General features: G+C 29.9%; 15 protein-coding genes and 1 riboswitch. Of the genes, 9 read left to right on the forward strand and 6 right to left on the reverse strand.

The genetic code is table 11. The features are described from left to right. Positions 1 to 202: 202 nt before the first annotated feature. The 4 genes from cobT to HALO113_RS15745 all read left to right on the forward strand — a co-directional run bounded on the left by cobT (position 203) and on the right by HALO113_RS15745 (position 5641). Positions 203 to 1879, forward strand: coding sequence for a nicotinate-nucleotide--dimethylbenzimidazole phosphoribosyltransferase (cobT, locus tag HALO113_RS15730; protein WP_159780042.1), 1677 nt, complete (start codon positions 203 to 205; stop codon positions 1877 to 1879). 12 nt (positions 1880 to 1891) lie between these two features. Then, complete coding sequence (locus HALO113_RS15735; RefSeq protein WP_159780043.1) at positions 1892 to 2674, forward strand: adenosylcobinamide-GDP ribazoletransferase; 783 nt, start codon at positions 1892 to 1894, stop codon at positions 2672 to 2674. Beyond that, positions 2659 to 3189: an alpha-ribazole phosphatase gene (gene cobC, locus HALO113_RS15740; RefSeq protein WP_159780044.1), complete on the forward strand. Its 531-nt coding sequence runs from the start codon at positions 2659 to 2661 to the stop codon at positions 3187 to 3189. The genes HALO113_RS15735 and cobC overlap by 16 nt, the downstream gene beginning before the upstream one ends. A gap of 188 nt (positions 3190 to 3377) precedes the next feature. Next, positions 3378 to 3630: riboswitch (cobalamin riboswitch) on the forward strand. A 79-nt stretch (positions 3631 to 3709) separates the two neighbouring features. Beyond that, on the forward strand, positions 3710 to 5641 hold the full coding sequence (locus HALO113_RS15745; RefSeq protein ID WP_236554755.1) for a TonB-dependent siderophore receptor: 1932 nt from the start codon (positions 3710 to 3712) through the stop codon (positions 5639 to 5641). A 57-nt stretch (positions 5642 to 5698) separates the two neighbouring features. Here HALO113_RS15745 and HALO113_RS15750 read toward each other — a convergent pair whose 3' ends face one another. After that, on the reverse strand, positions 5699 to 7120 hold the full coding sequence (locus HALO113_RS15750) for a S41 family peptidase (protein ID WP_159780046.1): 1422 nt from the start codon (positions 7118 to 7120) through the stop codon (positions 5699 to 5701). A gap of 93 nt (positions 7121 to 7213) precedes the next feature. On the opposite strand from HALO113_RS15750, the gene HALO113_RS15755 reads away from it, so the two are divergent. The 4 genes from HALO113_RS15755 to HALO113_RS15770 all read left to right on the forward strand — a co-directional run bounded on the left by HALO113_RS15755 (position 7214) and on the right by HALO113_RS15770 (position 9295). After that, positions 7214 to 7729 (forward strand): RNA polymerase sigma factor, encoded by a 516-nt coding sequence (locus HALO113_RS15755; RefSeq protein WP_159780048.1) that lies wholly within the window; start codon positions 7214 to 7216, stop codon positions 7727 to 7729. After that, complete coding sequence (locus HALO113_RS15760) at positions 7710 to 8153, forward strand: hypothetical protein (protein ID WP_159780050.1); 444 nt, start codon at positions 7710 to 7712, stop codon at positions 8151 to 8153. The genes HALO113_RS15755 and HALO113_RS15760 overlap by 20 nt, the downstream gene beginning before the upstream one ends. A 7-nt stretch (positions 8154 to 8160) precedes the next feature. After that, positions 8161 to 8688: a DUF4252 domain-containing protein gene (locus HALO113_RS15765; RefSeq protein ID WP_159780052.1), complete on the forward strand. Its 528-nt coding sequence runs from the start codon at positions 8161 to 8163 to the stop codon at positions 8686 to 8688. Positions 8689 to 8767: 79 nt separating this feature from the next. After that, the gene (locus tag HALO113_RS15770) at positions 8768 to 9295 is read left to right on the forward strand and encodes a DUF4252 domain-containing protein (RefSeq protein WP_159780054.1); all 528 of its coding nucleotides are present in this window, start codon (positions 8768 to 8770) and stop codon (positions 9293 to 9295) included. A 383-nt stretch (positions 9296 to 9678) separates the two neighbouring features. Here the strand turns inward: HALO113_RS15770 and HALO113_RS15775 are convergent, their stop codons facing one another. Together HALO113_RS15775 and HALO113_RS15780 are read right to left on the reverse strand one after the other, a co-directional pair. Next, entirely contained in the window at positions 9679 to 10455 is a 777-nt protein-coding gene (locus HALO113_RS15775; protein ID WP_159780056.1) for an MBL fold metallo-hydrolase, read from the reverse strand. Positions 10456 to 10516: 61 nt separating this feature from the next. Next, entirely contained in the window at positions 10517 to 11086 is a 570-nt protein-coding gene (locus tag HALO113_RS15780; RefSeq protein WP_159780058.1) for a Crp/Fnr family transcriptional regulator, read from the reverse strand. 233 nt (positions 11087 to 11319) lie between these two features. Between HALO113_RS15780 and HALO113_RS15785 the strand changes: the two genes are divergently transcribed. After that, on the forward strand, positions 11320 to 11718 hold the full coding sequence (locus tag HALO113_RS15785) for a DUF4345 domain-containing protein (protein ID WP_159780060.1): 399 nt from the start codon (positions 11320 to 11322) through the stop codon (positions 11716 to 11718). Between the two features lie 9 nt (positions 11719 to 11727). On the opposite strand, the gene HALO113_RS15790 is transcribed toward HALO113_RS15785, so the two are convergent. The 3 genes from HALO113_RS15790 to HALO113_RS15800 all read right to left on the reverse strand — a co-directional run bounded on the left by HALO113_RS15790 (position 11728) and on the right by HALO113_RS15800 (position 14256). Further along, positions 11728 to 12312: a Crp/Fnr family transcriptional regulator gene (locus HALO113_RS15790; protein ID WP_159780062.1), complete on the reverse strand. Its 585-nt coding sequence runs from the start codon at positions 12310 to 12312 to the stop codon at positions 11728 to 11730. A 227-nt stretch (positions 12313 to 12539) separates the two neighbouring features. Next, positions 12540 to 13268, reverse strand: coding sequence for a hypothetical protein (locus HALO113_RS15795; RefSeq protein WP_159780064.1), 729 nt, complete (start codon positions 13266 to 13268; stop codon positions 12540 to 12542). A 241-nt stretch (positions 13269 to 13509) separates the two neighbouring features. Further along, positions 13510 to 14256: a hypothetical protein gene (locus HALO113_RS15800; RefSeq protein WP_159780066.1), complete on the reverse strand. Its 747-nt coding sequence runs from the start codon at positions 14254 to 14256 to the stop codon at positions 13510 to 13512. Positions 14257 to 14474: the final 218 nt, after the last annotated feature.

Below are 14474 nucleotides of genomic sequence, written 5' to 3' on the forward strand. Positions count from 1 at the left end.
CCTCGTCAGTTCGAGTGTTTTTTATAGAATGAAATGGAGTAAAAAATGTATCGAGAACATTTGAAACAACGAGTACTATGTATTAAAAATAGAGAATTAACTCCTCGTCAGTTCGAGTGTTTTTTATGGAATGAAATGGAATAAAAAATGTATCGAGAACCAATAAGGAAATTATATCTGTAACAAGATTTTAAAAGTAGCAATGAAAGATTTATATGACATCATAACTTCAAGAAGAGACACCCGTCATTTTACCACAGAAGAAGTTCCAGAGGAAGTACTTGCTCAAGCAATTGAAGCAGGACATCATGCACCTTCTGTAGGACTGACCGATGCAACACGCTATTATATCATCACAGCAGCTGAAATTAAAAAACAAATCAAAGCTTTATTTGTTGCCTATCATGAAAAGGCAGCAGAAACTACAGATACCAAAGCTCAAAAAGAAGCTTATCTCAACCTAAAATTAGAAGCTATTGAAGAAGCTCCTGTGGGGATGGTGATTGCTTACGATCGTTCGGTATTAGATACATTTACCATTGGAACTGTTGGTAGTAATGAAGCCATTAAATTTAGTGCAGTATGCGCTGCTCAAAACATTTGGTTATCCCTAACGGAACAAGGTTATTCCATGGGATGGGTTTCAATTCTAAATTATTATGATTTCAAAACCTTATTAGATATACCCGAACATATTGAGCCGTTAGGCTACTTTTGTATTGGTAAACCCGCTACCGATTATGGAAAACAACCGATGTTGCAACAATTGCATTGGAAAGATAAAAGTACGGTTGCTCAAGTAACGCATATTAAAAATAGTAAACCAGTATCCCAAACAAATGCAGTTGAAGATACCGTTTTTACATCACCAAAAGAAACGCTAAAAAACCAATTACAACACAAAATAGATCAGAAAACAAAACCAGAAGGTGCTTTAGGTCTTTTGGAAAAACTGGCCTTACAAATAGGAATAGTCTTTGAAACGGATGCACCTCAAATAATTGAACCTCACATTGTAGTCTTTGCAGCGGATCATGGAATTGCCAATCATGGAGTAAGTGCTTATCCACAAGAAGTAACCCGACAAATGATTACGAATTTCTTGGAAGGTGGTGCCGCTATTAATGTGTTTTGTAACCAACACCAGATTAATTTAGAAATTGTAGATGCAGGGGTAAATTATGACTTTCCAACGCAAACCCAATTGATACATAAAAAAGTGGCTAAAGGCACCCAATCTTTTTTACACACGGCCGCCATGAGTCCTAAAGAAAGGGATTGGTGTTTTCAAATGGGAGCTGAGGTGGTAAACCAAATTCACGCAAAAGGTTCTAATTGTATCGGTTTTGGCGAAATGGGTATTGGTAACACTTCAACTGCTTCCGTATTGATGGCAATGCTAACTCCTTTTTCAATTGAAGACTGTGTGGGCAAAGGAACAGGAGTAGCCAATGAAAAACTAGAGAATAAAATAAAGATTCTTTCAAAAGCCATTCAAAACTATAAAGGAACAGCTGATTTAGAAGCGATTATTACTTATTTCGGTGGTTTCGAAATCTTGCAAATGGCAGGCGGTATGCTGCAAGCCTATCAAAATAAAATGCTCCTCTTAGTAGATGGATTTATTTCCAGTGTGGCCTATTTAATTGCTTTTAAAAAGAATCCTGCTATTAAAGCGAATGCTATTTTCTGTCATTGTTCAGAAGAAAAAGCACACCAACAATTATTAGAATATTTACAGGTAACTCCTATTTTGCAGCTGCAAATGCGATTGGGTGAGGGTAGTGGTTGTGCGGTAGCTTTTCCCATAATTCAATCTGCTGTAGCCTTCTTAAATGAAATGGCTAGTTTTGAAAGTGCAGGAGTAAGTAATAAATAAATTGGACTTATAATGAAAAAAGAAATCGCTATATTTTTTACAGCTGTTATGTTTTATACTAGAATTCCTTGTCCTAAAAACATCACACATGATCCTGATTATTTAAACAAAGCCACACGTTATTTTCCGCTGATTGGATGGATAGTAGGGACTATTTCCGGACTAGTATTTTATGGGTTTTCCCAAATCTTGCCTGTTTCTATATCAGTTATTTTAAGTATGATAACTGGTATTTTAGTCACAGGAGCTTTTCATGAAGATGGTTTTGCTGATGTATGTGATGGTTTTGGTGGTGGTTGGACCAAAGAGAAAATATTAAAGATAATGAAAGATAGTGCTATTGGTGCTTACGGTGCCATTGGAATACTGCTTTTATTGCTTTTAAAATATGTTGAGCTTGTAGAGGTGTTATCTTCTCAAACCAATTTAATTAATATCCTATTTATTTTTATTACTGCTCATGCTATGAGTCGATGGGCAGCAGCTACTATCATTTTTACCCATGACTATGTTCGAGAAGATGAACTAAGTAAAAGTAAACCTATTGCCAAAACTTTTACTTGGAAAGAAGTAGTCGGTTCTGCTTTTTGGGGTTTACTTCCTTTAGTGTATTGGGTGTCTATAAATTATAAGGTAGTTTTTATTCTTTTACCTGTATTTACTTTTAGAGGGTATTTAGCCCGCTATTTTAAAAAATGGATTGGTGGTTATACTGGGGATTGTTTAGGTGCTACCCAACAAGTATGTGAGGTGGTATTTTATATTTCATTATTAGTATTATGGAGATTTATTTAGTTAGACATACAGAAACTGTCTGTGAAAAAGGAATTTGTTATGGTCAAGCTGATGTAGCATTACGAGAACCTTATTTACAAGAGTTTGAAGAGATAAAACAGCAACTTCCTTTACAAGAGAAAATAACCATATTTTCAAGTCCGTTAAAAAGATGTACCCAATTAGCTGATTTTCTTTCAAATGACGATTTTCAAACAGATGCTCGTCTCATGGAAATGCATTTTGGAGATTGGGAACTACACTCTTGGGATGAAATACCTAAAGAACCCCTTAATCATTGGATGGAAGACTTTGTTTCGGTTCGAGTGCCTAATGGAGAGTCATTTATTATACTATACGAAAGAGTGCTTACTTTTATAGAAGATCTAAAGAGAAAAAATATCAAAAAAGCCCTTATTATTACCCATGCTGGAGTAATTAGAAGTTTTTTATGTTACCAACAAAATTTACCTTTACAAGATGCTTTTCAAAATAAGTGTAACTTTGGTGCAGTTTTTAAAATAATATTGAAATAAAATGAATACAGATTCACGAGAGTTTATGGCAGCCGTATATACAATTATTGCTTTTCATGTAATTGTTGGAGTTGTCCTTTTGATAAGAAAAATGAGAAAAAAGAAGTAAAAAACAATTTTCTTTGGCATAAATAAAAAAGAAAGATTGATTTTGATTTCTTATTTAGGAAATAGTTAAAAAATACCTACATTTGCACGCGAATTTTGGTTGTCGCTTAGAGAAATCGAAGCAACATTAAAAGGGAATTAGGTGAAATGCCTAAGCTGTACCCGCAACTGTAAGCTAATACGCTTGTTATTATCTGCATTACCACTGTTAGATAATTTAGAAGTTAGAGTTTAGAACTTAAAAACGTTTTTTACTTCAACATTCTAAATTGCAACGGGAAGGTCAATAACAAGACGCAAGCCAGGAGACCTGCCTTTATTCAATGAGTAACAAACTTTCGGGAAAAAAAGTTTGAGTATGGGTAAATTCTGTGCTTTTCTCCCTTTTATTAAAAATTATTTATTAACTAAAATGAACGCAACGTTTATGAAATGGAGTGCTTGTGCCGCATTCTTAACCTCACTTTCTTATGCACAACAGATTGATACTTTACAAGTAACCAATTTAAAAGAAGTAGTTGTTTCCGACACCAAATTTGAACAACAAAAAGAAAAATCAGGTAAAATTATTGATGTAATTACGGCTAAAGACTTAGAAGCAAGAAAAGGGCAATCTGTGGCTCAAGTATTAAATCAAGTAGCTGGGCTAGAAATTAATGGAAGCAATAGTGCTGCAGGTAAAAACTTAGAATACTATGTTAGAGGAGGAAGAAGTCGTCAGGTTTTAATTGTAATTGATGGAAATCCTGTGAATGATGCAACTTCCATAGCGTCTATTTATGATTTACGATTATTACCCGTAGAACAAATTGAAAAAATAGAAGTGTTAAAAGGATCTTCTAGTGTTTTATATGGTTCTGGTGCTGCTACAGGAGTTATCAATATTACTACAAAAAAAGCAAGTAAAAAAGGATTGAATGGTACGGCTTATTTTAACATTGGTACACAAAACACAACAGAAAAAACTAACTTATATGGGCAAGAATTCAATCAAGGATTTGCTTTAAACGCTAAAACGGGTAAGTTTAATTTTAATACGGCTTTGAATAGTACAGAAGTGGACGGAATTAGTGAAGCAACAGGAACTAATTTTGAAAGGGATCCTTTTTCTAGAATCAACTTAAATCAAAAAATAGGATTTAAAGCTTCCGATAAATTAAGCATAGAATCTTTTGTAAATTATGATAAGTTCAGCTCAAATTATGATGATGGTGCTTTTCAAGATTCTGAATTTAACAAATATGCTGCAGAGCAACTAAGAGTTGGTTTTAAACCACAATACAAATACAATAAAGGAGAAATCTATTTGAACACAGCTTTTGCTAATTTAGAGCGTTATTACGATTCGTATAGCACTTGGACGATGTCTTTAGATGAAATTCATTATAAATCAAGAACGGTAAATGCAGATTTAGTAAATAAATTAGATGTCGCAGATGGCATACACTTAATTACAGGTGTGCAATCGCAATTTATGGATATGTACCAAACAGGTGCTTGGGGAGATGTAGATAATAGAGCGACTAAATTTAATGTCATTGACCCTTATTTTACCGCAGTTTATAATAGTGATTTTGGTTTAAATGTAAATGCAGGTGCACGTTTAAATATTCATAGCGAATATGGAAGTAATTTGGTTTATAATGTAAATCCATCGTTTTATTTAGAAGAGTATAAAGTAAGAGTATTATCTTCTTTTAGCACGGCTTATATTACTCCTACATTGTACCAATTGTATTCTGCTTATGGAAATTTGGATTTAAAACCAGAAGAAGACAAAACTGTTGAAATTGGTTTTGAGAAAGGATTTTTAGATAATAAATTAATTATTAACGCGGTTGGTTTTTACAGAGAAGAAGTAAATAAAATTGATTTTATCTCTTTAAATGTAGCACCTTGGGGACAATATCAAAATATTGAAGATAAAATTAATGCGAAAGGAATCGAATCTAACATTACCTATTTGCCTTTTGAAAAAATAAAAGTAACGGCAAACTATACTTTTACTCAGGTGGAAACCAATGTAAGTCAGTTGCAATTAATACCAAAACACAAAATCAATGCCGGTTTTGATTATGCTGTAACTACAAAATTAACTTGGACAGCACAATATCAATATACAGATGACAAAATTGATTTATTTTATAATTCCTCAAGTTTTTCAAATGATGAGGTTGTTTTAAAATCGTATCAAACCGTACATTCAACCCTCTCTTATAAATTGAATAAGCATGTGTCTTTCTTTGGAAACGTAACCAATTTACTAGATGTAGATTTTACAGAAAAATATGGATATTCTACAAGAGGTAGAAACTTTAAATTAGGATTGAACTTACAATTCTAATACATTTGTTTTAAACTTAGTTAAAGAAAAACGCTCCATTTGGAGCGTTTTTCATTTTTATTTAAGGGTTGGAATAACATCAATATACATTTCAGTTCCAAAAGGTCGTATCGATTTAACATCCTCAAAGTGCTCAAATCGATATTCAGGTTGAGGAATTGAAAATCTTCCATTGGTATCCACATAATTTAAAGCAGTTTGTAATAATGGGTCAGAAGTTTCACCAAGAACACCTAGATTGGATAAATCTTCCACTTGATTTACATCAGGTTGTAACCCGTTTACATAGTCACTAAAATTGTTTTTATTCGCTATTTTTAAAACAATTGGTTGCATCGCATACCTGTGATTAGGATTAATATTTACTTTTCGATAATCAGGAGAGTCATATAAAGTAACAGAGCCTACATTTTTACCTGTTGTAGCATCTCCTATCTGTATTACATTAATATGTGGCTCTAAACCATTAATTACTAATTCACTGGCAGAAGCTGTTCTCTTGGAAGTAAGTACATAAAGTTTGTCTAAATTTAAACTTTGTAACCCATTTCCATTACCTAATGTTGTTGTAAATCGATTCAATAAATCTTCCGAATTAAAAACGGCTTGTAGTTTATAATTCCATTGTTGTTTAGCAAAAATATCATTGTTAAATTGCCCAGTAATCATGCTGGCTAGTCGTGTAGCTGTATTTACAGAACCTCCAGAATTATATCTCAAGTCTAATATTAAATGGGTAATGCCTTCCGACGCAAAGTATACAAAAGCATCATTTAATTCATTTTCATATTGAGAATAAAAACCATTGTACATTAAATAACCTATTTTTTTGGAGCCAATAGTAAACGTTTTTTTGATATGAACAGGATTTTCAGAGAAAGCAGTTTTTGTTAATGATACCGAATTTCCATTTGGAGTAATATTGCCGTTGTCGTAATCAGCTAAATTTAAGGTATAGGTGTCATTAGATAATAGACTACTATAGTTGGTATTAGTTAAAGGAATGCCATTAACAGCATAAAATAAATCTCCTCTATGAATATTTTTTGAAGCCGCATCTGAGCCAGGTAATATATATCTTACCCAACCAAATATTTCTGTAGAACTTCCATTTTTATAGCGTAATTCATAATCCACACCATTGTTTTTTTGGGTTCCAGATAAGGCTTGTTCTAAAGCGGTATAATCGGAGAAAATCACGCTAAAACGATCTGTTTGTCTATCTACGATTAAATGTTCAAATAAGTCTTCAGGAGGAGAATAAGAATTTAGAAAATCAAGAAATTCAGTGTCATTTGAAAACCTATTATCAGCTAAATCAGGAGAATCTTGTAACCAATAATAATATTGGTTTAAGCCTTTCCAAATAAATTCATTTACAGAACGACTCTGTGGAAAATCATCAAAATCATCACTACAACTTGAAGGTGCTAGCAACAGCAATAATATTCCTGATAAAAAAACAATTTTCTTATTCATAGCATATACATTTAGCAAATAAAAATAAGGTTATTTTTTAATGTAACAAAATTAATTTACATTCGTCTATACTTTTAAACCAACCTAATTAGTATGAAACAACAGGAGTTTTTACAAATTATTTCTCCTTTTAAAGACAAAATTTTTAGAGTAGCCAAACGATTGCTTGTTAGTATTGAAGAGGCGGAAGACGCTACACAAGAAGTTTTAGTAAGGCTTTGGAATAAAAATGAAGGTCTAGAGAAATATAATAGTGTTGAAGCTTTAGCGATGACAATGACTAAAAATTATTGTCTAGATCAGTTAAAGTCAAAAAGGGCATCAAATTTGCAACTGGTGCATAGTAATTATGGGGATCATTCACCAGGTGTAGATAAGCAAATTGAAGATACTGACAGTTGGAATTGGGTTGAGAAAATTATTAATGATTTGCCTGAACAACAAAAAATTATTGTTCAAATGAGAGATATTGAAGAATACGAGTTTAATGAGATAGCGACTGTCTTAGATATGAATGAAACAGCAGTGCGAGTAGCACTTTCAAGAGCAAGAAAAACAATTAGAGAAAAATTAGTAGCAAAACATAATTATGGAGTTAAAATTAGTTGAAATACTATTAGAAAAATATTTGGAGGGCACTTCAAGTATAGCAGAAGAAAAACAATTAAAGGCCTATTTTTCTTCAAACGAGGTAGCAACGCATTTGGTTCAGTACAAACCATTGTTTGGCTATTTTAATAATCAAAAAGAGGAGCAATTTACTAAAACATTACCATTAAAAACTAAAAAACAATCATCTGTAAAATGGATAGGTGTTGCGGCTGCAATTGTAATTCTTTTTGGTACAATAAGTTATTTTTATAATAATAATGACAATTCAGATGCCGACTTAGGTACTTATTCAAACCCTGAAAAAGCATTTGTAGAAACACAAAAAGCTCTAGAAATGCTTTCCGAAGAAGTAAATCATGGGGTGGAAAGTGTGGCTATTTTAAAAGAGTATGATAAAACAAAAAAAACAATTTTTAAATAAAAAGAAAATGAGAAATTTAATTTTAAGTATAGTATTTATTGCCTTTACATCAACAACTTTTTCGCAATCTGTTTTTGATAAATATGAAGATAAAGAAGAAGTAACTACAGTAATTGTAAATAAAAAAATGTTTGAGTTAATGAGTAAAGTGAAGGTGGATGTTAAAGATCAGGAAGCGCAACAATACATGGATTTGTTAAAGAAACTAGACAATTTAAAAGTTTTTATAACAGGTAATGCAAAATTAGCTGGCGATATGAAATCTACAGTAACGGGTTATTTAAAATCAAACCCTTTAGAAGAATTGATGCGTGTAAATGACGATGGAAAAAAGGTTAATATTTATGTAAAATCGGGTGCTTCTGAAAATATTGTAAAAGAACTTCTGATGTTTATTGAAGCACCAGGTGACAAAGATAAACAAGCCATTGTATTGTCTTTGACAGGTAATTTTAATTTAGATGAAATTTCTGCTTTAACAGAAAAAATGAATTTACCTGGTGGTAAGGAGTTAAAAAAAGCTTCTAAAAAATAATTGTAGAAGCTATTAAATAAAAAACAGACGACAAAACAAATTTTAATGATGCGTTTTGTTGTCTTTAAAAATATAGAAAATGAAATCATATATAATGATATTGCTTTGTTTCTTATTGTTGAGCTGTAACAATGAACCAAGCTTGCAAAAATATTTTGTTGAAAATTCGGAGTCTGCAGATTTTATCTCTCTAGATTTAGGTTCTTCAATTATTAATACTGAAAAATTAACGTTGTCTAAAGAAGATAAAGAGGCTTTAGAATCATTTGAGAAGATGAATATTTTAGCTTTTAAAAAAGATTCTTTAAATGATGAAAAATATAAAGTAGAAAGTAAAAAAATAAAAACACTTTTAAAGTCTAATGAATATCAAGAATTAATGCGAATGGGTTCAGGAACTAAAGGTGGTGCTGTTTATTTTGTGGGAGAAGAAGACAGTATTGATGAATTTGTTCTTTTTGCTAACGAAAAAGATACTGGTTTTGCAGTAGTACGTGTCTTAGGAGAAAATATGAATCCAAATAATATAATGAATTTAATTGGTCTCATGAAAAAAGCTAATCTTGATTTGGAACAACTTAAGCCTTTGCAAGGGTTTGTAAAATAAAAGTCCTTAGGGACTTTTTTTGTGCTTTATAGTAACCACTCTAATCAGATTTAAATTATCATAATTTAATAAATAGCGAGTAGTTGAATTCTTAATCCCTTTAAAATAATGCGTTTTGTTGTTTCTATTTTTTTGATTTAATAGAATTAAACTAAAATTCTGCTTTTTTATTCTGATTAGTTATTATATAAAAAAGTGCAACTTTCCTAAAAAAATAAAAATCCTCTATATATTTTTAATTAAAACTATTTACAAAAAGCAGCAATTAATAAGTGGATAAATAAGCTAAAATTGATTCTAGTTATTAATTTTTTGGTTAAGTAAATATTTTATATATAAAAAGCCATAGACAAAACTTAAACTTTGTTATGGCTTATATTTTTTTAAATACTGGTTATTTCAATAACTTCACCATCTTCAGGAATAAAAACTTTATTTGTCAAGTTATTCTCGATCAATATTTTCTTTAGTTCTTTTCGAGATAACGGACAATGATTTATAGATTCCATATGATTAGCAATGACTTTTCCAGAGGAGTTTTTGACGAATTTTAAAATATCCTCAGTATTCATAATAAGCTGTTTGAATACATCAAATTGAGCTGTTCCACAAGCTAAAATACTAATATCAGGTTTGTAAATCTTTAGGACTTTATCAACCGAATCAGTATATACAGTGTCTGAACTTAGGTAAATCGTTTTTTGATTTGGTAGTTGAATAAAATAACCAATTACATTTCCCATTATTTTAGAGACAAAACCATATCCATGTTTGGCTGGTATTCCTTCAATTGTTCCGTCAAAAAAGTCTTGTTTTTCCCAATATTTTAATGTTTGAGTAACATGTAGTCCTCTTTTTTTAAATGCCTTTTCATCTTTTATACTACAAGTTACAGGAATATTACGTTCTATCAAGAATTTAACTCCGCTACTATCTATATGGTCTGGATGTTGATGTGTGATAAGGCAATGTGTTATTTTTTCAAGGATACTTTTTGCATTATGTGGTAATGCAACCGTTGGATTTTTTTTATATTTATGCCTAAATAGGGTAAAACTTGGCATAAATCCTTGTGCTCCTAACATTGGGTCAATTAAAATAACTTCTTTTTCGGTTTCAATAACCATTGTCGCATTTCTTATATGATGTATTTTTAACATTGTATAGATATTAAGTTTATACAAATGTCTATTAAACAGATAAGATTATCATTGATTCAAATCAAGAAGTACGTTTTCTAATTCGACTAAGAGTTTCAGGTGTAATATTTAAATAAGAAGCAATATGATACTGAGGAATTTGTTGAAGCCATTCAGGTTTGTATATGAATAGTTCTTTATAGAGTTCGTCTGGTGTTTTAGTCACCCTATTAAACTCTAACATTTCTTTTTGTTTCAATAATTTTTTAAAAGAAGAATCGACAAAAGATTTTCCGCAATCATACTTTTCTAGTAAGTTGAAGAAAGAATCTCTTTCGATGCTTAAAACTTCAATATCGGTAAGACATTCTTGATTTTTTCTTGTTATTGAGTTTTGGCTAAAAGTTAATAAATCGGATATAAATTGTGGTTTAACATAAAAATTGATATTTATTTCTTTATCTTGATTAGAATAATATTCTCTAATTAAACCTTTATTAAGAAATCTTAGTTTTTTCTCTTTAGTGTTAGCCTTTAAGACGATACTTCCTTTTTTGTAGTTTTCTTTTTTAAAAAGAGAGAAAAGCTCATTCAGTCCGTGTTCATTTAACGGATATTCAGTTTTGAAGAATTTAGAAATTTCTGTGAACATTATTTCTTTAGACCTGTAAATATCATTTGACTCTTACAAGAAGTAACTTACTTCAGTAATTGATACTTACAAATATAACTAAAACCTTTATCTTCTAAAATGTTTTCTTGCAAACCCTAGCTAGGTACTTATTTCTAACGTCTATTAGTTGACTGTGTTTTCTTACCCAAAGTCAAGTGATTTCGTTTTTCAAGTATATAAATTTGCTCTATAAACTTTACATATTTTAAATAATGAAAAAAAATAATTCAGTTCAATTTTTTTTAATGGTTTCAGGTATAATTGGAATTGTTATTGGTGCTGCTCTTTTGTTTATTCCTAAACCTTTTGAAGCTTCAGCAGGCATAAATCTTGGCGACAATAATAGTTTATTAAGTGAAATAAGAGCTTCAGGAGGAATGCTCTTTTGTACAGGGATCTTAATTTTTTTAGGAACTTTCAGGCCTAAATTAACAAACATTTCTTTGTTACTATCTACGTTATTTTATCTTTCGTATGGACTATCTCGCATTTTAAGTATAATAATTGATGGCATGCCTGACAAGACACTCGTAATAGCAACAGTTTTTGAAATTATTATTGGTATAATTAGTTTTATATTGTTTCATAAATCAAATAAAGAAATAGATTGATTTTGATGATTACACTTTTTTTGTCATTATTCTCTTTCTAATTCTGCTATAAGATTCAGGTGTTACACCTAGAAAACTAGCAATGTGGAGTAGGGGAATACGATTAAAAAGCTCCGGTTGAGTCTTCATTAGCATTAAATATCTTTCCTCTGGTTTATAACTATTAAGTAGAGAATTGTAATTCTCTACTTTTTCGTAATCTTGTAGCATTAAACTGTAAATTAGATTGTTTTCAATGTTAGGATATTTCTTATGTAATTCAAGTTCTTGTTCTCTAGTACCAATTAGTACCGTACAGTCTTCAAGACAAGAAAGATAATATTCAGATGGTTTTTTATTTATATAACTGGAGTAGAAAATAATTGGATTACCTTCTAAAAAAAATCCTGTTGTTCTTTCTTTAGCATCAATAACTTGATATTTTCTTACACATCCTTTTAAAATAAAATAGCATTTGTTACAATCCTTTCCTTGTTCTAAAATTATGTCGCCTTTTTTAAAATTTTTCAATTCTGTATGTGCTGCAATTGCATCAGTTTCTTCATCATTCAGATCCTTAAACTTTTCGAAAAATAATTTCAAAATATCTTCCATTGCTTTTTCCTTTTTTTGTTTTTTACATAGTCACTAACCCCTAATTATACAATTTAAAATAGTGTCAAGTTATCCAAAATGTAGCAGAATGTAAGAAATGTATTGTCATTGTTTAATATTTCAAATATTTCTTTCTCTTTTATGTTTGCCATACGCTTTCCTGTAAGTATGATTTGGATTTGAGACTTCAGCTAATTTGATGAAGTTAATTTGATGTTAGCGGAGGTTTATATTTTTCGATTTAAATTAATATTATTAATTGAAAATTCTTCTTTTCCATTGCTTTCAATTATATTTATTTCTATCGTTTTATTTGTAAAAAGCATTCTTTTAATCCCGATTTCTTTATTCATCTCATAATTTAAAATTATACTTATTATTTTTTTTTCTTTTATATATTTCCATTTTCCATTTGCAGAATTCATTAAATTGGAGTCAATAAAATTAGAAGAAAAATAAGAATCAAACATTTGGTTTAAAGTAATTTGTTTTTTTATTCCATTTTCAATGTATTCATATGTTCCTGTATATCTATTAGCAATATTTTCACTTTCTTCACTCATATTATACATCCTTATTTGACAATTATTATCAACTATTATATCTGAATGAATAGTGGTTAACTTTTCTTTTTTTGCTAAACTAACAAGTTTAAGTATGTCAATTTTATGTATGCAACTTGTTTCTTTGTTAGAATAATCATCATTAAAATATAATTTTTTTGCTTTTTTAAATGGGATAGATAATTTGTAGAAGTTATAGTTATGCCCATTGATAATCGTATCTGTTATTTTAATATTTTTTTTTGAACTCAATTTTTTTGAATCATAATTGTAATAAATAAGTCTATCTGTATTTATAAAACTTGGATCAACAATTCCTTTAAGAACAATATTTTGACAAAAAAACGAATTTGTATATGAGATGGTAAGTAATAAAAAAAATAAATGTTTCATTTAAATATTTTTTTGTTTGAATCCTTTTGTTTTTTTTAATCTTTTCCAATGTTAGTTTGCAAACAAACACACAAACTATCTTCAAATATAGTCAAAATAATTTCTTAAAAAGAAAGAAATAGAACTTGAAGTTTACGATGAAGTAGCATTAATTTAATAAAAAAAATTAAAATTTGTTAAACTTTAGGATGTTTTAAGAAAATGAGGGATGTGCAAAAGTGACACTAGTAATGATTTGTTTTTAATCAAGTGAAATGCTATCCTCACAGCCTCTAAAAATGAACTCAATTTGTACAATGTTTTCATTTTTTCTTAGCTCTTTAAATTGAGTAATCAAAGAATTTAGTTTTCGTTTCTTTATACTCAACTCATATGTTTGGTCAATTATATGACACAATGAATTCGTTTTATCAAATATTTTGTTAGATAATATTTTATCTATTAGTTCTGAAGAGGTTTCATTCTTAAATTTAATTCTAATCCAATTGGTCAATATTTTGTCTTCTTTTAATCCGGTTGTTATAAGTTCACATTTGTAACCAAAGTTTGCATAACCTAAATCTTTTGCTATAGCTATTTTATTTTCAAGTTCCAAATAAGGAATATAAAAAAAAGGACACATTTCGGTAGCCCAGAATTCCATTGGAAAACCTTTGTTTTTGAATTTTACTAACTCGGTATGGTTTTCATTTCGGATGAAGAATGTAATCAGATTTTCAGCTATTTTCAATGTTTTATTAATCGTGTCAAGTTTGTTGTTATAGTCTGAAAAATACACATATTTGATCTCTTGATACTGTGTAATGTCTGTTTGGATAGTGCTTTTAGTATCAGAATTGAAATGTTGATTTGAAACTAATGCGATAGCGTCTTTACCTGATTCTGTATTAACGGGTTTGTTTGTCGATGAATGAAATGAAGTCTTTTCTTCTTGGTGATCACACACAATAAGTAAAACAATGCTGAAAAGTATTATTATTGATTTCATTTTTTTAAAATAACCATTAGAGACATCCTGTAAAAAACAAACAAACTCTCTTCAAATATACTCAAAATAAATTCTTAAAGAGAAAGAAATAGAACTTGAAGTTTATGAAGTATTAGCGAAGCTAAATATTTGATTTACCATCAAAAAAACATTATATTCCAAGTTATTTCCCCTAAACAACTGAAACGCTTAGCTTTTGTAAAAACGGTCTATTTAAA

Source organism: Flavobacterium sp. 9AF (genome assembly GCF_902506265.1).
In the GTDB taxonomy this organism is placed as follows: Bacteria; Bacteroidota; Bacteroidia; order Flavobacteriales; family Flavobacteriaceae; genus Flavobacterium.

Coding starts and splice junctions, on each gene's coding strand:
- HALO113_RS15770 (WP_159780054.1), top strand. CDS start 8,768: ATGAAATCATATATAATGATATTGCTTTGTTTCTTATTGTTGAGCTGT.
- HALO113_RS15785 (WP_159780060.1), top strand. CDS start 11,320: ATGAAAAAAAATAATTCAGTTCAATTTTTTTTAATGGTTTCAGGTATA.
- HALO113_RS15750 (WP_159780046.1), bottom strand. CDS start 7,120: ATGAATAAGAAAATTGTTTTTTTATCAGGAATATTATTGCTGTTGCTA.
- HALO113_RS15790 (WP_159780062.1), bottom strand. CDS start 12,312: ATGGAAGATATTTTGAAATTATTTTTCGAAAAGTTTAAGGATCTGAAT.
- HALO113_RS15765 (WP_159780052.1), top strand. CDS start 8,161: ATGAGAAATTTAATTTTAAGTATAGTATTTATTGCCTTTACATCAACA.
- HALO113_RS15780 (WP_159780058.1), bottom strand. CDS start 11,086: ATGTTCACAGAAATTTCTAAATTCTTCAAAACTGAATATCCGTTAAAT.
- HALO113_RS15735 (WP_159780043.1), top strand. CDS start 1,892: ATGAAAAAAGAAATCGCTATATTTTTTACAGCTGTTATGTTTTATACT.
- HALO113_RS15755 (WP_159780048.1), top strand. CDS start 7,214: ATGAAACAACAGGAGTTTTTACAAATTATTTCTCCTTTTAAAGACAAA.
- HALO113_RS15760 (WP_159780050.1), top strand. CDS start 7,710: ATGGAGTTAAAATTAGTTGAAATACTATTAGAAAAATATTTGGAGGGC.
- cobT (WP_159780042.1), top strand. CDS start 203: ATGAAAGATTTATATGACATCATAACTTCAAGAAGAGACACCCGTCAT.
- HALO113_RS15795 (WP_159780064.1), bottom strand. CDS start 13,268: ATGAAACATTTATTTTTTTTATTACTTACCATCTCATATACAAATTCG.
- HALO113_RS15800 (WP_159780066.1), bottom strand. CDS start 14,256: ATGAAATCAATAATAATACTTTTCAGCATTGTTTTACTTATTGTGTGT.
- HALO113_RS15775 (WP_159780056.1), bottom strand. CDS start 10,455: ATGTTAAAAATACATCATATAAGAAATGCGACAATGGTTATTGAAACC.
- HALO113_RS15745 (WP_236554755.1), top strand. CDS start 3,710: ATGAACGCAACGTTTATGAAATGGAGTGCTTGTGCCGCATTCTTAACC.
- cobC (WP_159780044.1), top strand. CDS start 2,659: ATGGAGATTTATTTAGTTAGACATACAGAAACTGTCTGTGAAAAAGGA.